Source organism: Vibrio pectenicida, assembly GCA_024347015.1.
GTDB lineage: Bacteria > Pseudomonadota > Gammaproteobacteria > Enterobacterales > Vibrionaceae > Vibrio > Vibrio pectenicida.
Genome location: AP024890.1, coordinates 903,662 through 924,383, shown reverse-complemented (window position 1 = coordinate 924,383; position 20,722 = coordinate 903,662). Strand labels below are relative to the sequence as shown.

Here is a 20,722-nt window from a genome sequence, read left to right as displayed (position 1 = left end):
CTTGGTACACCAAGGCCCTACAAGATAAAGTCTAAAATTTTAGGACAATCTACTATCAATTTCTAATATTGGAATCTAACTGACATAGTCACTTGGGGGCCATATAGTCCATTATTACGTGTTTCTGCGGCAAGCAAGAGTTGTTCTGTAGAGTGAAAACGAATCCCTGCATAGAAAACAGAGCTGTCATCATTACGCCCCATTCTTCCAGACAGTTCGATCTGATCGGCGAGCCACAACCTGACACCAATATTAATTTCGGCCGTAGTATCCTTATTTGCTCCATAATCAGGCGTGTATTTAGTTCGATGAACCAATAACTGACCATATACATCAGCAAACTGGCTTATTGGGCCATTAAAGCCGATTCCTCCCGCTAAATCATAATCCTTGTCGAATTGTGTATCAGCCCTCAATACAAAGTGAGAGTTATCAGTAAAAAAAGTACTAAACTCGCCGCCAAACATTTCAGGGTTTATCGCCGTTCTTACTTCGAAGAAATTGTAGTTAAAGTTGTTTGCATTGACGGTACTAGCAAAACCAGAACATACGAGTGCGCTGATTAGTGTTATCTTTTTCAAAGTAAGTACTCCAACTCACATCAAGTTTTTGACTGTTAAAATAGAGTGCAATAAGTAAGCCAAATATTAACGTAGTCAGAGCCGAATTACTTTATGTTTACAAAACCTGAATATGATCTACTTCAATTTCTGGAGTATTTCCTCCCTCAAATTTGCCAAAAATACGCAAGTTTGTACTTGCATCAATAGATTGGCTTAACCTTACCTTATCACTGATTTCAATTTTAATGTCTCTCTTACCATCAAAAAAAATAAAGTTGTTGATACTAATCTGCCTAACTATATACCCATCAATAATGGCATTTCGTTTAGTGAACACACTGTTATCATCTAGTAGCGAATCTACAGTCGTTAAGTTTACTGGGCCATTAAATTGAAGCCCTTCAGAGGAACGTTCACTACTTGCAATAACGGCTACCGGAATGAACAAGAAGGTCGTGATGACCGCCAAAATGATTTGCTTCATTATTTTTCCTTTTTTTAATCGGCGAATATGCCGCATTATGCCATATAAGCAATAAAGCGACTCTTACAAAACAATGGATGTGAAATTCATAGGTTGAGCGGGGTAGTGCAAAAAAGTTATGATGATTTCTCTACTTAAAAACTTACAGAATGTAATATGCAGAGCCCATTAAAAGCCTTAATGGTTCAAGGTACTACCTCTGATGCAGGCAAAACAGTATTTGTCGCTGCACTGTGCCGGCTTTTAGCACGAAAAGGCATTAAAGTTGCCCCATTTAAACCACAAAATATGGCTCTCAACAGCGCCGTCACTTCTGATGGTGGAGAAATAGGACGAGCACAAGCCGTTCAAGCTAAAGCCGCATGTATACCATCTACTGTACATATGAACCCTGTCTTGTTAAAACCTAACTCGGATACAGGTGCTCAAGTAATCCTTCAAGGTAAAGCGATTGGAAATATGGAGGCTGTGGGTTATGAAAACTACAAGCAAACAGTTTTCCCAAAAGTATTAGAATCTTTTTCGATATTACAACAAGATTTCCAAACAGTTATAATTGAAGGTGCGGGTAGTCCAGCTGAAATTAATCTACGCGATAATGACATCACCAACATGGGCTTTGCTGAAGTCGCTGATGTACCAGTAGTTATTATCGCAGATATAGATCGGGGTGGAGTTTTTGCGCACATTGTCGGTACTTTAGAACTACTCTCAAAATCAGAACAGAATCGAGTAATAGGCTTTATTATAAACCGTTTTCGCGGTGATATATCGCTTCTTCAATCTGGGCTTGATTGGCTAGAAGATAGAACATCGAAACCTGTACTAGGTGTTCTACCATTTATACATGGTTTAGAGCTAGAGTCTGAAGATAGTATTAATAATCAGCAAAACTTAAGTAAATCTAGTCAACTTAATGTTGTAGTCCCCGTATTGACTAGAATGAGTAACCATACGGATTTCGATGCCCTTAGATTGAATCCAGAAATCCATTTTCGCTACGTGGCCAAAGGCGAGAAAATCGATAACGCTGATCTCGTTATCTTACCCGGAACAAAATCTGTAAGAGCGGATCTTAACTATCTACGTGAGCAGGGGTGGGATAAAGACATTGATAGACACCTAAGGCTAGGCGGTAAGTTAATTGGGATCTGTGGTGGCTACCAAATGCTTGGTCGCAGTATCATAGACTCTCTAGGAGTAGAAGGGGAAATTGGTAAATCTAAGGGACTTGGTTATCTCCCAGTTGATACTGAGTTAACCGCCCAAAAACAACTCACAAAGTTGACAGCAATACTCAAACTCAACCAAAAATATGCTAGTGTAAGTGGCTATGAAATTCATGTCGGCCGGACATCTAGAAATGAAACTAAGCCCTTAATATTTAGTGGAAATGAATTACATCCAATAGAGGGGGCTATTAGTGATTGTAACCAAGTTTTCGGGACTTATTTACATGGCATCTTCGATAAACAACAAGCACTTGAACTTATCTGTGAATGGGCAGGAGCTACAAAAATTACTGCCATCAATCATATTCAACAACAAGAAAACGCAATAGATCAAATTGCAGATGCAGTAGAAGAACACATTAACTTAAACGGAATCTGGCCAGAGCTCTATTCATGAATCGAAAAAACCGTCTTGCATCTCGAATTCTTACAAGCTTTGTTTTGTTGTGTATATCAACTCATCTTAGTGCCACATCGATTAATATTTATGCTGCCTCTTCAATGACTAACGTTGTTAAAGCTCTAGCTGATGCTTATTCTACTAAAACAGGCATTACTGTAGTCCCTGTGCTAGCCAGCTCTTCCTCGCTTGCTAAACAAATACTAGCGGGTGCGCCTGCTGATATTTATATTTCTGCAAATACTTACTGGACTCACTACCTTATACAAGAGGGAAAAATAAATAATGATGATGTCATCAACATAGCAACGAATCAACTTGTCGTTATTTGTTCAGTCAAACAACCTAAAACATTAGAACTTGCTAATACTGAACAATGGCTAGACTACTTAATTAATAACCGACTTGCTATTGGGGACACACGGGCGGTTCCTGCCGGAATATACGCAAAAGAGGCTTTGCAAACATTGGGATTATGGCAATCCTTGCAAGGACGATTAGCGCCTGTCAGCAATGTAAGACTGGCGTTGATACTAGTCGAACGAGGTGAAGCACCTTTAGGTATTGTATATAGGACAGATGCTTTGATAAGCGATAAAGTTAAGATTGTTGCTACTTTCCCTTCATCTAGTCATACGGCAATAACATATCCTATGGCGATAATGAACAATAATGTTGCCACACACAATTTGGCTGAATTCATCCAAAGTGATCAGGGGCAATCAATATTTAAACGTTACGGTTTTCTCTAGGAGATAAAGACGTGCTTTCCGATTATGAATTTCAAGCTCTAATGCTTAGCCTGAAAGTTGCGCTTTATACTATTATTTGGCTGTTACCAATCGGAATAGGGCTTGGTTGGCTTCTTGCGAAAAAACAGTTTTTGGGAAAAAGTGGGTTAGATAGCATTATACATTTACCATTAGTGCTTCCCCCTGTGGTGATAGGATATTTGCTGCTTATCTCTATGGGACAACAAGGGTATATTGGTCAATGGCTTAATCAACATTTCGACATTGTATTTTCTTTCAGTTGGAAAGGCGCAGTGCTTGCCAGTATGGTTGTAGCATTACCATTAATGGTCCGCTCTATTCGTTTAAGCTTAGAAAATGTTGACCCAAAGCTTGAACAGGCAGCAGCAACATTAGGGGCATCGCCGATGAAGCGTTTTGTCACCATTACCTTGCCCTTAATGAGCCCCGGAATAGTAACTGGAACTTTACTCTCGTTTGCACGAAGTTTAGGTGAGTTTGGTGCCACCATCAGTTTTGTATCTAATATCCCAGGCGTGACTCAAACTCTTCCTCTCGCGATGTTTTCTTCAATAGAAACACCAGGGGCAGAAATTGAGACTATGCGGCTGTGCATCATTTCACTATTTGTAGCTCTAATGTCTTTGCTTATTTCGGAGCTTTTATCACAGCAATGTACCAAAAGGTTGAAAGAATAATGAGTAACATACATGTCAGCTTTAAACAGCATTTCAGCGATCAGAGTTTTGATATTGATGTTACGATTCCCGGTAATGGAATTACCTCGGTATTTGGTAAATCAGGTGCAGGTAAGACCTCTTTAATTAACATCATCGCTGGATTGAACACTCCAACTGAAGGCAAAGTTACTGTATCAGGTAAAACCTTTTACTGCTCTGAAACCAAAATAAATATCCCGATGCATAAACGTAGGGTTGGTTATGTGTTTCAAGAAGCAAGGTTATTTCCTCATTATCGAGTCAAAGGTAACCTTCTATATGGTGTGACTCACCCAGACAAACATCATTTTGACAAAATAGTACAATTACTCGACTTACACTCGTTGCTTAGTCGATATCCAAATCAATTATCAGGTGGTGAAAAGCAACGGGTGGCAATTGGTCGAGCATTACTGTCCAAGCCATCTGTGTTATTAATGGACGAGCCACTTGCATCACTTGATATACCCCTAAAAAAAGAGGTACTGCCGTATTTAGAACACTTAGCACATGAAATAAAGCTTCCTATCATCTACGTCACACATAGCTTATACGAAATAGTGCGCCTAGCTAGTCATATTATTGTCATAGATAATGGAACAGCCATCGCGTCAGACACTCTTGAAAAAGTATGGGCGACCTCCGTCTTAGCACCTTGGAGACAATCAAGGGTTCAGAGTTCACTCTTTGAAGCAACCTTAGTCAATCACAATACGAATTATGCCTTGTCTCAGGTTCAACTCGCTAATGATGTATACCTTTGGGTGCAGAAACTTGAAATGAACATCTCATCAAACCTCAGAGTGCAAGTCAGAGCCTCTGATGTTTCGATCGCATTAACCAAACCGGATCAAACATCAATTCGAAATATTTTAACTGCAAAAATTGTCGAAATTAATACGCCGGTCGACAACGTTAAGCATAAACATGTCTCGGTGAAATTAGAACTTGGAGGGCAATGCTTTCTGTGGGCAAGCATAACAACTTGGGCAATGGATGAACTTGCATTAGAGGTGGGTTTACAAGTATTTGCACAAATTAAAGGGGTCAGCGTGACGCAAAAGGATATTGTTTTGCATCCATAGTCACGCCAAACACAATGACTTTACTTGCTTAGTTGCACTACTGAGTAAAAACCTGAATAAAATCAAGCTTCAACAATGGATCTCGACGGGCTTTTTTAATCTGTTTTAGCATATCTTTTATACAGTTTTGCATGACCTGTTCAACTACTTCAGCTTGATAACTTTCTTTTTCCTCATTGGTCATATTTTCAGGCAATGCTTGTGCCTGAAGTTCCTCTATAACGCTAAGGCCTGCAAAAGCTTGACTGACAGAAACTAGAGCGTGAAATTGCTCAAAGTTATCTAAAATATTTTGTGCACTTGGTGGTAACTCACTCCACGCTTGATGAACAGCTACTTCTGAAGCGTCATGTATTGACGTTACCATGATATACATAGATTCGGGTACATGATCAAACTCTATAACGCGGCGAAGTTCTTCTGATACGCTAGAAAGATCGATATGGGTAAGGTTTTGGGTTTCTTCAGACATCAGATTTATCTCATCAATAGTTACAATTTTTATGTAGCTTATCGTAAAAAATCCACATTAAATGTCAACCATAGTGGAGGAAGTAATAAGCATGAAGTATTCTTTACGATAACCAACTGATTTTTTGAAATTTAGTTAACAAAGGTAACTTGCGTGAAACTGTCTGGATCTTCGATGAAAATTCTCCTAGTCGACGACGTGCAAATGGAGCGAATGCAACTTGCTATTCGTCTAAAACAATTAGGACATACGGTTGAAATGGCGGCATCTGGTGAACAAGCTCTAGAATTGTATCCCACTTTTGAACCTGACCTTATATTATTGGACATTTCAATGCCAGATATGAACGGCTTTGAAGTTTCTCAGCGAATCCGCTCAACGTATGAAGAGTGGGTGCCGATTATTTTTCTTAGTAGTCATGACGAACCAGCGATGATAGCAAACGCTATTGAGGCAGGCGGTGATGATTATTTAACTAAACCAGTCGATAAGTTAGTGCTAGGCTCAAAACTCATTGCGATGCAAAGAATCGCCTTTATGCGACGAGAATTGAAGCAAAAGACGTCTGAGCTTGCAAAAGTAAATAAAAAGTTAGAAAAACTAGCCAGTGAAGATGGGTTAACTAAAGTTAAGAACCGCCGCTATGTCGATGAAAAACTTAAAGAAATGACATCAATCCATGGTAGACATGGTTTGCCACTTAGTTTAATTTTGTTGGATGTTGATTACTTTAAGCTCTATAACGATAATTATGGGCATATCGAAGGCGATAAGTGTTTGATAGAGATCGCACAGTCATTGGCGTTATTGTTTTCCCGCAGTGGAGAAATCGTTGGAAGATACGGCGGGGAAGAATTTGTCGTCGTATTAGGAAATGTCGACCAGGAAGGCGCTATACAACATGCCATGAGAATACAGGCGACAATTGAAGCTCTTGCTATTAAACACGAACATAGTGGCGTATCAGATTTTGTTACAGTGTCGCAAGGGGTTTGCTGTTTTACTCCCACGGGTAAAGAGGAGCCAGACGAAGTATATACACTAGCAGACAAAGGCCTATATGCATCGAAAAATTCAGGTAGAAATCGTTTTACCTTTATAGAAGATAAATAACGGTAAACTGGAGATAGTATTATATTTATTCCTGCTTTATCGTATCAAGCTATAAGTATGCAGGAAAATGCATGGGCATAATCAATTGCTTTTATTTGATGATATACCAAGTTTGTTACTAAACTTGGTAATGAAAAGGTGAGTAATAACTAAAAGCATGAAATTATGAATAGGTGAGTGATATTTATGCTTTACTGTTGGCAAGTACTCATAAATAGTCTGAATCTTAAAGGGGTTAAGATTTATGAAGATTAGTGTTGATGTTCATAACTATATGGAAACTCTCGTAGGGCAAGTATTAGCCGACAGTAAATATACTGACCAACTCGATCATGAGCAACTCGCCGACCTAGCTTGTTTAGCGCTCAGCCAACTGCGCCCTGTGTATATTCGTTATGATATCGATTTTCTATCAGCATTGTCAGAAGACAGATTAGTTGTACTCAAACGTTATGCTGAAGACGCCGTGAACACTTCACTTCCGATGATCGTTGACGATCGAAGAGATACACGTAAAGATGAGGTCCCGGTTATGTTCAGCAAACCACGGTTCGATGACGATACTGAACTCGAGTGGTTTGAGAAACCGCTCGCATCAAATGACAAAGACACTTAAAGGAGTTTATTGGTGGGTTTATTTTCTCTACTTTTTGGTAGAAGTAAAAAAGAACAACATGACGTTGAAATACAACCAACAGAATACAAGGGTTTTCTTATCTATCAAGAGGCACAAGCTGAAGGTGGGCAGTATCGTCTTGCTGGCAGAATTACGAAACATATTGAAGGTGAGATCAAAGAACACCGCTTCATTCGATCAGATGTACTAGTTTCGGAAACAGATGCAAACGAATTTATGCTAACCAAAGCCAAAATGTACATCGACCAAACCAGTGGTGATATTTTCAACTAACCTTGATCCTCCTTTGCAACAGGTCACTCATAAGACGTTGAGTCATTAGCTTAATCACTAATGGCTTTTTGTATTTAGTCGGCTTAACTCTCAGTTTTATGTGCAATATCCGCTTTGTTTCTTAATAATCTAAGAGCTGCAACGTCATCATCAAGTATATATCACTACATTTTGTATTTTCGAAACAAAATACTTGAAGTTAATGAAAGCGTTAGATACAAACAATGAATTATTGTTGTTAAGTAGCCAAGGAATCACTATGCAAATCGGGGTACCAAAAGAAATACTCGCAGGTGAAACGCGAGTAGCAGCTTCTCCGAAGTCAGTAGAGCAGCTGTTAAAGTTAGGATTTAGCGTCCATGTTGAATCAAACGCTGGTGCTCTTGCCAGTTTTGATGATGCTGCATTCACCTCTTTAGGTGCAACCATTGTCACCAAAGATGAAGTCTGGTTGTCAGATATTATCCTTAAAGTAAATGAACCAACTGATAAAGAAATACAACTATTCAAAGAAGGCGCCACACTGATTAGTTTTATTTGGCCTGCACAAAATACAGAGTTATTGGAAAAGCTCTCCGCTAAGAAAATTAATGTATTAGCTATGGACTCCGTACCTCGAATCTCTAGGGCACAATCTCTAGATGCCTTATCTTCAATGGCAAACATTGCAGGCTATCGAGCTGTGGTGGAAGCTGCCCATGAATTTGGACGTTTCTTTACGGGCCAAATTACAGCAGCAGGTAAAGTACCTCCAGCTAAGGTACTAGTTGCAGGAGCAGGGGTTGCGGGTCTTGCCGCCATTGGGGCTGCTGGCAGTTTAGGCGCCGTTGTCCGTTCGTTTGATGTCCGGCCTGAAGTCAAAGAGCAAGTTCAATCCATGGGAGCAGAATTTCTTGAAGTAAATTTCAAGGAAGAATCAGGCTCAGGAGATGGATACGCAAAAGAAATGTCTGAAGCGTTCAATAAAAAAGCGGAAGAGCTTTACACTGAACAAGCAAAAGATGTCGATATCATTATTACTACCGCTTTAATCCCAGGAAAACCAGCCCCCAAACTAATTACTAAGAAAATGGTTGATAGCATGAAAGCGGGCAGTGTCATAGTAGATTTAGCTGCTGCCAATGGGGGAAACTGTGAATACACAAAAACAGATAAGGTAGTGACCACCAAAAATGGTGTAAAAATTGTCGGTTATACTGATATGGTTGGCCGTCTTCCAACACAGTCCTCTCAGCTTTACGCAACGAATATCGTTAATCTGCTTAAACTACTATGTAAAGAAAAAAACGGAAATATCCATATTGACTTTGATGATGTAGTACTGCGGGGTGTTACTGTCATTAAAGAAGGGGAAGTCACTTGGCCAGCACCGCCGATTCAGGTTTCAGCGCAGCCACAACAAAAGCCTATAGACAAAAATATAAAAACTGACGATAAAAAAGATAAGCCTGTCTCTCAAACTAAAAAGCTCACAGCTTTAGGTGTCGGTTTATGCAGCTTTGCTTGGGTTGCATCTGTTGCTCCAGCTTCTTTCCTATCACACTTTACCGTTTTCGTATTAGCATGTGTCGTTGGTTATTATGTGGTATGGAATGTTACCCATGCTCTTCACACACCACTGATGTCCGTAACTAATGCAATATCAGGTATTATCGTCGTTGGCGCTTTATTACAAATAGGTCATGGTAATGGGGCAGTATCTTTCCTTGCCTTCATAGCGATATTGATTGCCAGTATCAATATCTTTGGTGGCTTTACTGTCACAAAACGCATGCTTCAAATGTTTCGTAAAGATTAGGGAGTACACGAATGTCTGCAGGATTAACACAAGCAGCTTATATTGTTGCTGCATTATTCTTTATATTGAGCTTAGCTGGCCTTTCAAAACAAGAATCTGCCAAATTTGGTAATTACTACGGTATTGCTGGTATGACGATTGCCCTGATTGCCACAATCTTTGGACCAGAATCGCAGGGTTTTGCCTGGATCATAATTGCCATGGCAATAGGTGGAACAATCGGTATTCACTATGCCAAGAAAGTTGAAATGACAGAAATGCCAGAACTGGTTGCTATACTCCATAGTTTCGTTGGCTTAGCAGCCGTGCTGGTAGGTTACAACAGCTATTTGAATGTTCCGGAAATGTCTACGCATGCAGAACATGTTATTCATTTAGTCGAAGTGTTTCTTGGAGTATTCATTGGCGCTGTAACTTTTACCGGTTCAATCGTGGCGTTTGGAAAGTTACGTGGGCTAGTATCATCATCACCTCTTAATTTACCTCATAAACACAAGATAAACCTAGCAGCAGTGATTATCTCTGTCTGGTTACTGACACGCTTTATTGAAGCCGATGGAAGTTTATTTGCTTTGTTTGTAATGACACTTATTGCCTTGGCATTTGGTTATCATTTGGTTGCATCTATTGGTGGAGCAGATATGCCGGTAGTGGTATCAATGCTAAACTCTTATTCAGGATGGGCCGCCGCCGCCGCAGGCTTTATGTTAGCTAATGACTTGCTCATTGTAACTGGCGCTCTAGTTGGTTCATCTGGAGCCATACTATCGTACATAATGTGTAAAGCAATGAATCGGTCATTTATCAGCGTTATCGCAGGTGGTTTTGGTCAAGAAGTATCTATTTCGACTGATGTTGACCACGGAGAGCACCGTGAGTCAACAGCTAACGAGGTGGCGGAATTATTAAAAAATTCTCACTCCGTAATTATTACGCCTGGGTATGGGATGGCTGTAGCACAAGCACAATATCCAGTACATGAAATAACCGAAAAATTAAGAGCAAAAGGGGTCAATGTGCGTTTTGGCATTCACCCTGTAGCAGGGCGACTTCCTGGTCATATGAATGTGTTATTGGCTGAAGCTAGAGTACCTTATGATATTGTCCTAGAAATGGATGAAATTAATGATGACTTTGAGGCAACTGATACTGTCTTAGTCATTGGTGCAAACGATACAGTCAACCCAGCAGCACAAGATGATCCTACCAGTCCGATTGCAGGTATGCCTGTACTTGAAGTCTGGAACGCGAAGAATGTTATTGTATTTAAGCGTTCAATGAACACAGGCTATGCCGGCGTACAAAACCCTCTATTTTTTAAAGATAATACTCAAATGTTATTTGGGGATGCAAAAGAGAGTGTGGACGCCATTTCCAAAGCTCTGTAAGATAGAGCATCAAGTAGGAGCCAGCAACAGCTGGCTTCTTTTCTTTTACGGGTAATATTATTGACAGCAATATCACATTGTAAAGTTATATTTTTGCGATAATACTTAACCCTAAATCTAACCTAATGATTTATAGATTTTTGCATTGAATAAAACGGTTATCAACATAATGGCACTTATTATTGCAAGTCTGTGTAATACTGTCAGAGCAAATTCATTACCTGAACGAATTGATCAGTTTGTTGACTCGTTCGGTCACGATATTTACACTGCATCATACGACATTCGTATTTTGCAGTCAGATTATCCAACTCGGTTAATTACACCGGATTCAATGTTACCTCAAACATCTTCGTACCCTTTACGAGACATACAGCGCCTATACCAAATCGCTCAAAACTGTACAGGTAAATTGCCTTTAAGCCCTTTAATCACAGAGCCTCTAGTCTTTACTCGTTCGATGTGTAAAGGTACAAAGTTAAGCCAAAAATGGTTTGCGCGAAGTGGACTTATTCACCCTGGTGGAGGAACGTATGCAAAAAGATATGCAGAGCTGTATCCTGAAAAACAGAAACAACTTCAGCAATATATGCATATAAAAGAGCGGCCACTTGCCCCAAGAGTTACGCTCTTAGGTCGTTTGCAAAGGATGAATGAAGAAACCATCATGGCACTAATATCTGGGTCGAGCATGTTTCTAGAACAAGGTGAACTTTGGCTGCGTCAAAACGATAGTTACCTTGTTTACCCAGAGAGTACCTGGAAAAAAAACGCTGATGCTTCAGGCTTAAGTGTTGCACTCAAAGGAGAATCAACTAGCTGCTTTGTCCAACGAGGCAACTTATGCTGGGACGTGGAGGATCACTCAGAGGTTCTACGCACCAGTATGGTCGTGCTAGTCATTGCAAATATATTGCTTGTACTTGGGTGGGCGGTGTACCGCTGGAATACCAAGAGACAAGAAATGAAAAGCCGTATGTTGATTCTCCAGATACTTACACATGAACTTAGGACCCCAATCGCGAGTCTATCCTTAACAGTAGAAGGATTTAGACGTGAATTCGAGAAACTTCCAGAGACTGTGTACGATGAGTTCCGCCGCCTTTGTGAAGACTCTCGCCGTTTGAGGCAACTTGCGGAAGCAAGTAAAGATTACCTTCAATCTGACAATAAGCCACTCGCCACAGAATGGGTACCATCGGTGAAAGAATGGCTTGAATTTAAGGTTGATGAACAATTTGATAGCAAAATTAAACTCAGAATCAATCAAGATGTGGCAGCAAAGCTAAACGTCTATTGGTTGGGTGCTTGCATCGATAACTTAATACGTAATGCCATAAAATATGGTGTTGCACCCATTGTGCTGGATATCAGCTCAGTAAATAATTTAATTACTGTTAAAGTCATAGATCAAGGTGAGTTAACACAAAAAGATTGGCGTCAATTACGTCAACCATTTGTGAGTAAAGCCGGTCTTGGTTTAGGTTTAACTATCGTTGAATCGATGGTGAGTAGGATGGGCGGCCGAATGTCTCTCATTGGCCCACCGACAACGTTTATACTGGAGATACCTTGTGAAACAGACACTGCTTCTTGTTGAAGATGACAAAAATCTGGCCGATGGCCTGTTAGTAAGCCTGGAACAAGCAGGATATGAGTGTTTTCACGCCGAAAGCATTGCCGATGTTGAACAATATTGGGAAAAATCAGATTTGGTGATATTAGATCGCCAATTGCCAGATGGTGATTCTGTTGAACATCTTGTCGGCTGGAAAACGATTAAAGATGTCCCAGTAATTTTGCTCACCGCTTTAGTGACAGTGAAAGATAAAGTCACTGGTTTAGATGCTGGTGCAAATGATTATTTAACTAAGCCTTTCGCTGAGGCAGAGCTATTTGCGCGCATCCGAGCTCAGCTTAGGGCACCAGAGTCAGAAGCTCATGACGACAATAAAGTACAAACACCACACCTTTTGATTGATAAGGCTACGCGTGAAGTATTTTATAAAGAAGAAACCATTACGTTAACGAGGACAGAGTTTGATTTGTTACTCTTCTTAGCTAGTAACCTTGGACGTGTTTTTACTCGCGATGAATTATTGGACCACGTTTGGGGATACAATCATTTTCCAACAACAAGAACCGTCGACACCCATGTTCTGCAACTACGTCAAAAATTACCTGGACTAGAGATCGAAACTCTACGTGGCGTTGGTTATAAAATGAAGGCCTAATGAGACTCAAAGCATTATTAATTGGCGCAATAGTTAGTGCGCCTATATCCGCTTCCAATACTTTATGGTTTGAAACTAATTCACCTCTTATTCAAGCGCATAAATATCTACTTAATAATGACCTGCCAGCAATGTTTTTTGCTTTGGTAGAAGTCTGGCAGCAGGAGAAAAATCAAGCCATATCACCTCATCTTAATAAACTTTTTCAACAATCATTGCGGGTAGACTGTGGAAAAGGACTCGAATCGAGGCCTTTTCCTGATTGGATCAAAAATGTTACGGTTAGAGCAATAGATACACAAAGCCCAGGAAGAGACTCATATAGGGCCCTTGTAGAAGTATCATCGAGGAAAGATATTTCTGATATTTCTCTGACTCGCTGGGTTCAAAAAAGTATTTCTGCTGATCAGTCTTTTGTTGATCTAACCCAAGACGAAGGCTCAACCAGATCTTACGTAAAGCGTTACAACTTAAATAGTAAAATCCCTATGGGGTTGTACCGTATCGATATAACTGCACAAGATCAAACGTCTTGGAGCTCTTGGTTGGTATTTGGTGACTCTAAAGCAAAAGTGACCATTCGCTGGCAATCAAAAGATCAGTGGCGCGTCGAAAAAAATGCATTATTAAACAGTCATTGTCCTTTACCAAAACTTGATGCTTCGCTTTATGATTATGTTGATGATCAGTACAATAAGGTATGGGGAGAATCTTATGAATCAGATTACCCAACAACTTTAGAGCCCAATATTGTGCCACCAGATCGTTACGTATTGGCAGTATCTATGACACATAAAAGGTGGCAAGGCCCAATAATTGTTGAACAATCCCAAATTATTAGTAAAACATATGATATTTCTATAGAGGAATAACTCAAGTTCATACACAATAAGACGATATAAGCCACAGGGATGAAGAAGTTTATATCGATATGAAAAAATCAATAAAAATCTTAGTATTGTCTATAGCATCTATATCTGCTCACTCCTATGCAGCAACCTACGCAGTGGAAGCGAGAGGGGATTCAATGGGTGGTACTGGCGTCGTATCTGCAGACTTTTTAACCGCTCCGTTTTATAACCCCGCAATTACCGCTATTTATCGTCGTAATGATGATGCGGGAATGATTATCCCATCAATTGGCTTAGCCTATAACGATGAACATGAAATGGTTGATGGCTTAGAGCAAGCTGCTGATATTATTAATGGAGCTGTAAGTTCAAGTAGTATTTCCTCAACAGATGCAGCCAAACTGCAAACCACTCTAGATGGTTTAGAAAATGATATAGCTAAGCTTGAACTAGGAGGTGTAGTTGCATTTGCACTCCCTAACAGCTGGATAGCTGCAAATTTATTCGGTAAAGCCTATATCGAATCTTTTGCACAAACGGATATTTATACAGGTGCAAACACAGGTAACTCAGACCTCAATACTGCTGTCAATGCAGAGTTAAGTGCGGTTAATGCTGTTGCAATTGGAGTCACAGAAGTAGGAATATCCTTAGCCAAATATCAAACTTTCTTAGGCCAGCATATTTCATTTGGCGTATCTCCTAAAATACAGCGTATTTATACCTATGTTTATACTGCCAATCTCAACAATTACGACATTAAAGATGTTAGAGATAATGGTACAGGCGATACCATGTTTAATATCGATGCAGGCTTTTTATGGTTCCGAGGCCCGTTAAGAGTTGGGGTATCAGCTATGAATATTGTTTCTCGTGACATTACTACCCAAGAACTCTCTGCACAAACACTGACATCGAAAATAGATAGCAGCCAATTTAGAACAACGCCGGCAGTGTCTTATTCATATAAAGTGAGGCCTCAATATACAGTTGGTTTAGGTTTAGTCGGCGATTACTCTGCATTCAGCGTCGACTACGACATTAATGAAGATGAACGTTACACTAACTTTAAAGACAACACACAATACGTAAGAGTAGGGGGAGAAGTTGATATTATGCGTCAACTAAAGTTGCGCGCGGGTTGGCGCCGTAATCTCGCTTACGATAATTTAGATGATACCTACACCGCAGGGATTGGGTTGTCACCACTTAATTTATTTCAAATAGATATTGGAGCAAGCTATACAAACGAAAATTCAATGGGAGCATACATTAACTTCCTAGGTAGCTATTAGCCTAACAAGCATTATAATCTTAAACAAAACTGGCTCACTATAGAAAACTGGTACTCTGACGCAAATAATAATATAGTTGGCTCCTAAATCTAAAGGAGCCACTTAATGTTTGATGATCTCCCAACACTTTCGCATGCCGAGCAACAAAAAGCTGTAGAAAAAATTCAAGAGCTGATGGCTCAAGGAATGAGTACAGCACAAGCAATAAAAATTGTAGCAGAGCAAATAAGAAGCCAATCTAATAATTCATATCCATCACTTTAATAAACTGAAGAAGAGGGTAGACAACTAGCCCTCTTGCTCTGTTTTTTACCTGAGTTCACTTCTGTTAGACCAATAATTTCTCTACGAGAAATAAGAACACTTAATTTATAAAACAAGTTAAATCATCTTTTTCTCAAATCAAATCCTATTAAAAACATACAGATAGTACAGCATATTATACTGACATTTTTTACATGCAAACTAAGCTGTAATTTTATTACAATAAATACTGTCGGGTCTGCAAGTGCTTACTATCGTGCAGCATAATATTTTGCCATGTTATGCTGTCACGGGACACCGACTACTTTTATGTATCCCACAGGTTATTTGGCAATACTATTGAATATATAAATGCGCATCTGCTCAAAAAAGAAAACACTCGTAATGTGACAGCGTAACCCCAATCGGTATAGTGAAATACCAAGAATCGATGTGTATTAAGTGGAAGTTACTTATAAATAAAATTCAACCTTAGTCGATTCGACAATAGTCTCATTTACATATCGCTGAAGAGGATAAGCAACCGAATTTTGACGATAGATAGCTCGGTATTGAGCAAGCTTTTTCATGATTGGTGTATATCGGGGACCTGTCTCTGAAAACTCAACTTTAAGACCGATTAATAAGTTTAGCTCGTAAGATAGAGCGTATTTGTTATTAATTAAAGGGGTCAACTTTAACCATGAATTGCAATCAAATTTCTGTGAACTGATATACTCTTTCACAGTATCATTTAGGCCCTCAAACACACCATTTTGCTCACATAACCTAAAGTGCATAGAGACAGGATCAGCCCCTGGCTCTACATTGATAATAACTTCTCTATCTGTCATGCCCTCTGGGCTGTATATAAAGCGTATATTTTGCCCATCAGGCATACGCTCGCCGAAAGTATGTCGGTGATCTAAGTTTTCATAAAAAGGAGGCGGTGCTGATCGATTGTTGACACAAGCACTGAGAAAAAGACAAAGTACTAGGAGTGATCGTATTTTCATAAAACCTTATCAAAAGAAGAGCAATGGATATGTTTGTTAACATTGTGTCTTATTGGGAATTAATATACTAGAGCATAGGTAAGCGAAACAAGCTGTTAATCATATATTACGTACTCCAGTTGCTCAATACGTTGTACAGTGAATGCTCAGCTAATTGAATGGTTCAAAAAATCATCAATATTCAGATTTATGGCTTTGTCTTTTTCATCAAAATCTGAGCTAATAGAATAACTGCTAATTTAACTCAGCTGTGGTGCTAACCCATGATATCAGCAACGACTAAGATTGCTAAAATACCTAGTAATAGATCGATTTACAGTGAAGGTGAACACAATCCAACGATTGAATCTTTACTTAATGGTGCTACAAATGGTATGAAGCTGAATGATTCCCTCAATGATTCAACCCCAAAAAATCACCTGGACATGCTATTTTCTCTAGCTAAAACCGACCACCAGGAAAGCATAGAGTTATTACAAAATCTATCGTGTAGTTCTGGAGAAATAGCGCTTTACTCTCAAGATCTGCTGTGCAAATTAATTGCTCGAGAAAATGAAACAAGCTATGAAGCCGCATGCTCAGTTAGGTCTGGTTGCCAAGTTCTCGTTACCAAGTATTCAAGTGGCATAATTACTGATGAAGTCTTAAATACCCATCCTAAATTGCTTCTTTTCGCTGCCTCAAAAATTAAGGGTGACGAGGGTAAGGTAGATACTACACCTTCACTATTAGTAAAATCTAAAATCGAAGCTTTCAACAGAAAAAAGATAAAACCACAATGGTGGCTTGATATAAAATTAGAAAATGGGCAATTTTCAACTCCTAAGCCAGACGATATAAAAGACAAAGACTATCTCGTTGAAAAGCTCGATTTACTTGAGGATGGCGCTTGCCAGTTTAGAGCTGCATTGGTTATAAAGTATGCTAAACAAGACTGGTTAACTGCCGATAAAGCTTCCATTTTACATAAGATTGAGGATTGCACAGATCCTAACCAAAAACCAATCAGTGACTTGGTAAAACAAAGTATATGTGATGCATTGAACGACATCATAAATATCGTAGGTCTAAATGTCCCAGCCCAATTCAAAGATGCCTTCGAAGAAGAGCATTTTGCAGAAAACATTTACACCGAAACCATTCAATCTAAGCATTTCAATCTTTACTCCAGGGCAGGTATTGAAGCTGCGATCAACAAAGATTCATCTACTGAGCAAGAAAAATATTTCTTAGATCTACTTACCGATATTATTGGCCAAAAGCTAGTTAAAGCTTTGTCCATACCACTATCTTCTAAAGAAAATAAAGCATACGCAGTTCCAACTGGTAACCACTACAACCTTATTGTACCTGTCGATTACTTTAGTAAGACACAAACCATGTAACACCAAATTTGATGAAAGAACCTTGAATCGCTATCTCAATTTAAGTGTGTTCTGATAGATAGTATGTAAATTTATGATTATATGAACCAATTTTCACTTTTGGTATATAAATCATGAATAAGATTTTGTATGTAATTATATCTCTAATAAGTTTGGGATACGTGACTTTAGTTATTGCTAGTCCATGTGATACAAACCCTGAAGGGTTTTGTATTACTAAAATGGATGAAGATGATAATAATGTTAGAGCTTGGTTTGATCGCGAGCTAGACTTTGATGCTTTGCTCTTAGGCTATGATCTGATGTCTTCAAAACATTGGACATATTATGCTCAGGAGAATGGTAGCTATAAGCTTTGGAATATTTCCAATCATGCAGACTACGCTAAAGAAAGTAAGAGTTTATGGTTTACGGCATATAGAGCAAGAGAAGCACAATGTTGGAAGCGATCAGAACTGCTCTATTTTAATGAGAATTGGGCTGGTACAAACTTTCTTCAACAACCAAAAGATTCCGCCACTGGCATTACTGTTCAAGACATACTCGATAGAGCAAGCAGCCAAGGAGTTCTGTTTGATAGTACTGGCCAACCTATAAATTTTTGCAATGGCGCAATGAGAGTCTCCCAAAGATCTTAAAATATAATCAAAATAATTCGTATATGAAGGTGAAGAATAATGCTTGAACCATATGAATTACCATCTCTAGAAAAGACATTATAATTATAATGAGGTGGGGCAATTGAGCAGAGCGATTACAGGTTGGGGAGATCGAACGACTTTTCAATCTCCTAGTTTTATGAAGCTAAGTTAATTGTTCATACTTCTTTTCCAGCCCGACATTGAGCGGGATTTTTCCATAAGACGTTACAACTTTGCTCTTACACCATCAGTGCGCATTACTTTGTTTTATGTAAAAGATAAGCTACTGATTAATATATAGTTATATTAATAAAAGGGGTATCACTGAACTATTATCACAGATTAGGAAAGTTTTATTAATGCCTAGTTCATTAGCATTTGTAGCTGAACACTATGAAAAATATGATTTTTGCTTCATTAATAATAATGAGACATGGATCATATGAAAAGACAAATAAAAGAAGAACTATTCCAAAATAATCTGTATGGCAACCAAGTATCAGACTTAATGCTTTGGCATTTTGATTCGATTAAAGAAGCGGCCGACTATTTCGGCGTCACTCCCCAAACAATCAAAAACTGGAAGAAAAAAGGCACATGGCCACTATCAGTCGTGCGTCTACTGCTCGTCATGCATCGTGGTTATTTACCAACGTCTAAAGAGTGGAGAGGCTTTAAAATTCGTGGGGATAAATTATTTACGCCAGGCGGTAGGGAATTAACCGCTTATGACTTGATGGAACTGGATATCAGAGTGTGTCTTAAAACAACCTCAAACGTCATCCAATTTAGGCGCAAAAAAAAGAAACGTTATAGATTAAAAACTAAACAGGGCGTAAAACGCCCTGTTAACTCTTCATAAGCTTTAGAACTGGTCAATGAGATTACCCAAGTTCGCAATCGTTGACCGTGTGGGTGGGGGAACCGGTGTTAACCTTGCTTTCTCTTTGCTCGTTCGTGCATAAGCATACCAAGACATCAGCAATAGAGTAGGGAACACAACCAAGGGCCAACGCTGATTTTTCCTCATCACGAATTCCCATTTTCAAGCCTTGTAACACGCTCATCTATCTTTTCAAGCATGAGCCGCAACCACTTCACATCTGTTTTGAGTGTCACCCCAACACCAATACCTGAGCACAAAGAGCTGATCGCGAAAATCACTAGTGCTTGGTAATCCATTATTGAAACTCTTTACGGATGGTTTCCCAAAGACCAATAGCAACGGGCAAGACAACACCAATAAGGCCGCCGTATTGCACGCCTTCAGGCGTCACGCTTGCCGTTAATAACTCTGGATGACCGATGGCTAATGCCGCACCCGCACCAACTAACGCGAGACCTTTTTGTGTTGAGGGCTCATCTAAATTGATACCCACTTTCTCTAATAGTTTTTTCATAGTAATTTACTCGCTTTTAAAAATTTAATGGTGTAGGCCGCCGCAACGCCACCCACAATGGTGATTCCAAGTTTTTTCCAGTCTTCTTTTGTCATGCCAATGACACTCCTTTTTGCGCCATTTTCAGCGAATAATAATTACCTACTTCCATGCGTGACATGGTATGCAGCAGTTTCGCTAACTGATCGTTGTCATTCACGTCAACACGCTGATTGGGCGCTATGCCTGTTTCCTTGCTCACGAACTTGGTGTAGTTGTCCGTGTCATTCTCATGAGAGGGAGCGAATCGATTGATCATCTCTTTTAACGTGCTGAAGCCTTGACGCTCATAAGAGCGAAGTACCCGCGCACCGGCACGAAATCCATAAGCGGGATTAGTGAACTCTTCAAATGATTTGTCAGTATCTAACAATGATTCTCCTTGCCATTGTGTGGTATCGCCTTTGCTTTCGCGGATGTTCAATGGATTATTGTTTCGAACGCCTCGAGGCAATGTTTGTTTATATGCCATATAGATAAGCCCTCCAACGGCTCCTAATATGAGAGATAGATAGAGCGGGCGCATTACTGCACTTGCTCAAGTTGAGGTTGTGGGTCAGCGTCTGCAACTCGGTTTTCTTGCTCTGCAAGGTCAATCCCGAATTCAGTCCAAAAGCGGTGGCCACGTGGGACTGTCCATTGCTGTTCATTCGCGGGGTGCTGACAAATAACAGCCGTTTTTTCTAAATTTGCGTATTTCAT

At 39.5% G+C, this 20,722-nt stretch carries 25 protein-coding genes; 17 read left to right on the top strand and 8 right to left on the bottom strand.

Annotated features, from left to right (window positions below; all coding sequences use genetic code 11):
• Positions 1-62 precede the first annotated feature (62 nt).
• Together OCV27_RS19155 and OCV27_RS19150 are read right to left on the bottom strand one after the other, a co-directional pair.
• Positions 63-581: a hypothetical protein gene (locus OCV27_RS19155; protein WP_125323402.1), complete on the bottom strand. Its 519-nt coding sequence runs from the start codon at positions 579-581 to the stop codon at positions 63-65.
• Between the two features lie 97 nt (positions 582-678).
• Entirely contained in the window at positions 679-1,047 is a 369-nt protein-coding gene (locus tag OCV27_RS19150) for a YgiW/YdeI family stress tolerance OB fold protein (protein ID WP_171361834.1), read from the bottom strand.
• A 156-nt stretch (positions 1,048-1,203) separates the two neighbouring features.
• Between OCV27_RS19150 and OCV27_RS19145 the strand changes: the two genes are divergently transcribed.
• From OCV27_RS19145 to modC, 4 genes are read left to right on the top strand one after another with little or no spacing between them, the layout of a single operon-like run.
• Positions 1,204-2,676 carry a cobyric acid synthase gene (locus OCV27_RS19145; protein WP_125323149.1) on the top strand — a complete coding sequence of 491 codons (1,473 nt, stop codon included), beginning with the start codon at positions 1,204-1,206 and terminating at the stop codon, positions 2,674-2,676.
• Complete coding sequence (gene modA / locus OCV27_RS19140) at positions 2,673-3,431, top strand: molybdate ABC transporter substrate-binding protein (RefSeq protein WP_125323148.1); 759 nt, start codon at positions 2,673-2,675, stop codon at positions 3,429-3,431. The genes OCV27_RS19145 and modA overlap by 4 nt, the downstream gene beginning before the upstream one ends.
• A 41-nt stretch (positions 3,432-3,472) precedes the next feature.
• Positions 3,473-4,129 carry a molybdate ABC transporter permease subunit gene (gene modB, locus OCV27_RS19135; RefSeq protein WP_245986858.1) on the top strand — a complete coding sequence of 219 codons (657 nt, stop codon included), beginning with the start codon at positions 3,473-3,475 and terminating at the stop codon, positions 4,127-4,129.
• Positions 4,129-5,235: a molybdenum ABC transporter ATP-binding protein ModC gene (gene modC, locus OCV27_RS19130; RefSeq protein WP_125323146.1), complete on the top strand. Its 1,107-nt coding sequence runs from the start codon at positions 4,129-4,131 to the stop codon at positions 5,233-5,235. Before modB ends, modC begins: the two co-directional genes overlap by 1 nt.
• 37 nt (positions 5,236-5,272) lie before the next feature.
• On the opposite strand, the gene OCV27_RS19125 is transcribed toward modC, so the two are convergent.
• Positions 5,273-5,707 (bottom strand): DUF3069 domain-containing protein, encoded by a 435-nt coding sequence (locus OCV27_RS19125; RefSeq protein WP_125323145.1) that lies wholly within the window; start codon positions 5,705-5,707, stop codon positions 5,273-5,275.
• 174 nt (positions 5,708-5,881) lie between these two features.
• On the opposite strand from OCV27_RS19125, the gene OCV27_RS19120 reads away from it, so the two are divergent.
• From OCV27_RS19120 to OCV27_RS19075, 10 genes are all read left to right on the top strand, one after another.
• Entirely contained in the window at positions 5,882-6,820 is a 939-nt protein-coding gene (locus OCV27_RS19120; protein WP_125323144.1) for a GGDEF domain-containing response regulator, read from the top strand.
• A 244-nt stretch (positions 6,821-7,064) separates the two neighbouring features.
• The gene (locus OCV27_RS19115; RefSeq protein ID WP_125323143.1) at positions 7,065-7,436 is read left to right on the top strand and encodes a late competence development ComFB family protein; all 372 of its coding nucleotides are present in this window, start codon (positions 7,065-7,067) and stop codon (positions 7,434-7,436) included.
• Positions 7,437-7,448: 12 nt separating this feature from the next.
• Complete coding sequence (locus tag OCV27_RS19110) at positions 7,449-7,730, top strand: HlyU family transcriptional regulator (RefSeq protein WP_125323142.1); 282 nt, start codon at positions 7,449-7,451, stop codon at positions 7,728-7,730.
• Positions 7,731-7,989: 259 nt separating this feature from the next.
• Positions 7,990-9,528, top strand: a complete 1,539-nt coding sequence (locus OCV27_RS19105) for a Re/Si-specific NAD(P)(+) transhydrogenase subunit alpha (protein WP_125323141.1) — start codon at positions 7,990-7,992, stop codon at positions 9,526-9,528.
• 11 nt (positions 9,529-9,539) lie between these two features.
• The gene (gene pntB, locus OCV27_RS19100; RefSeq protein ID WP_125323140.1) at positions 9,540-10,916 is read left to right on the top strand and encodes a Re/Si-specific NAD(P)(+) transhydrogenase subunit beta; all 1,377 of its coding nucleotides are present in this window, start codon (positions 9,540-9,542) and stop codon (positions 10,914-10,916) included.
• A 169-nt stretch (positions 10,917-11,085) separates the two neighbouring features.
• On the top strand, positions 11,086-12,516 hold the full coding sequence (gene vxrA / locus OCV27_RS19095) for a sensor histidine kinase VxrA (protein ID WP_125323230.1): 1,431 nt from the start codon (positions 11,086-11,088) through the stop codon (positions 12,514-12,516).
• On the top strand, positions 12,491-13,150 hold the full coding sequence (gene vxrB / locus OCV27_RS19090; protein ID WP_125323231.1) for a response regulator transcription factor VxrB: 660 nt from the start codon (positions 12,491-12,493) through the stop codon (positions 13,148-13,150). Before vxrA ends, vxrB begins: the two co-directional genes overlap by 26 nt.
• Positions 13,150-14,022 (top strand): DUF2861 family protein, encoded by an 873-nt coding sequence (locus OCV27_RS19085; RefSeq protein ID WP_125323232.1) that lies wholly within the window; start codon positions 13,150-13,152, stop codon positions 14,020-14,022. Before vxrB ends, OCV27_RS19085 begins: the two co-directional genes overlap by 1 nt.
• 59 nt (positions 14,023-14,081) lie before the next feature.
• A complete protein-coding gene (locus tag OCV27_RS19080; RefSeq protein WP_125323233.1) occupies positions 14,082-15,296 on the top strand; it encodes a conjugal transfer protein TraF in 1,215 nt (404 codons plus the stop codon).
• A gap of 105 nt (positions 15,297-15,401) precedes the next feature.
• Entirely contained in the window at positions 15,402-15,560 is a 159-nt protein-coding gene (locus tag OCV27_RS19075) for a YoaH family protein (RefSeq protein WP_125323234.1), read from the top strand.
• Between the two features lie 452 nt (positions 15,561-16,012).
• On the opposite strand, the gene OCV27_RS19070 is transcribed toward OCV27_RS19075, so the two are convergent.
• Positions 16,013-16,555: a hypothetical protein gene (locus OCV27_RS19070; protein ID WP_245986872.1), complete on the bottom strand. Its 543-nt coding sequence runs from the start codon at positions 16,553-16,555 to the stop codon at positions 16,013-16,015.
• A gap of 263 nt (positions 16,556-16,818) precedes the next feature.
• On the opposite strand from OCV27_RS19070, the gene OCV27_RS19065 reads away from it, so the two are divergent.
• The 3 genes from OCV27_RS19065 (at position 16,819) to OCV27_RS19055 (ending at position 19,443) form a co-directional block, all read left to right on the top strand.
• Positions 16,819-17,940 (top strand): hypothetical protein, encoded by a 1,122-nt coding sequence (locus OCV27_RS19065; RefSeq protein ID WP_125323235.1) that lies wholly within the window; start codon positions 16,819-16,821, stop codon positions 17,938-17,940.
• Between the two features lie 113 nt (positions 17,941-18,053).
• Positions 18,054-18,578: a hypothetical protein gene (locus OCV27_RS19060; protein WP_125323236.1), complete on the top strand. Its 525-nt coding sequence runs from the start codon at positions 18,054-18,056 to the stop codon at positions 18,576-18,578.
• Between the two features lie 445 nt (positions 18,579-19,023).
• On the top strand, positions 19,024-19,443 hold the full coding sequence (locus OCV27_RS19055) for a DUF3653 domain-containing protein (RefSeq protein WP_337969451.1): 420 nt from the start codon (positions 19,024-19,026) through the stop codon (positions 19,441-19,443).
• A gap of 167 nt (positions 19,444-19,610) precedes the next feature.
• Here the strand turns inward: OCV27_RS19055 and OCV27_RS19050 are convergent, their stop codons facing one another.
• The 4 genes from OCV27_RS19050 to OCV27_RS19035 all read right to left on the bottom strand — a co-directional run bounded on the left by OCV27_RS19050 (position 19,611) and on the right by OCV27_RS19035 (position 20,722).
• Positions 19,611-19,763, bottom strand: a complete 153-nt coding sequence (locus OCV27_RS19050; RefSeq protein WP_337969027.1) for a hypothetical protein — start codon at positions 19,761-19,763, stop codon at positions 19,611-19,613.
• Positions 19,763-19,981 (bottom strand): hypothetical protein, encoded by a 219-nt coding sequence (locus tag OCV27_RS19045; protein WP_337969450.1) that lies wholly within the window; start codon positions 19,979-19,981, stop codon positions 19,763-19,765. The genes OCV27_RS19050 and OCV27_RS19045 overlap by 1 nt, the downstream gene beginning before the upstream one ends.
• A gap of 91 nt (positions 19,982-20,072) precedes the next feature.
• Entirely contained in the window at positions 20,073-20,492 is a 420-nt protein-coding gene (locus OCV27_RS19040; RefSeq protein WP_337969484.1) for a virion protein, read from the bottom strand.
• Between the two features lie 53 nt (positions 20,493-20,545).
• A complete protein-coding gene (locus OCV27_RS19035; protein ID WP_337969449.1) occupies positions 20,546-20,722 on the bottom strand; it encodes a hypothetical protein in 177 nt (58 codons plus the stop codon).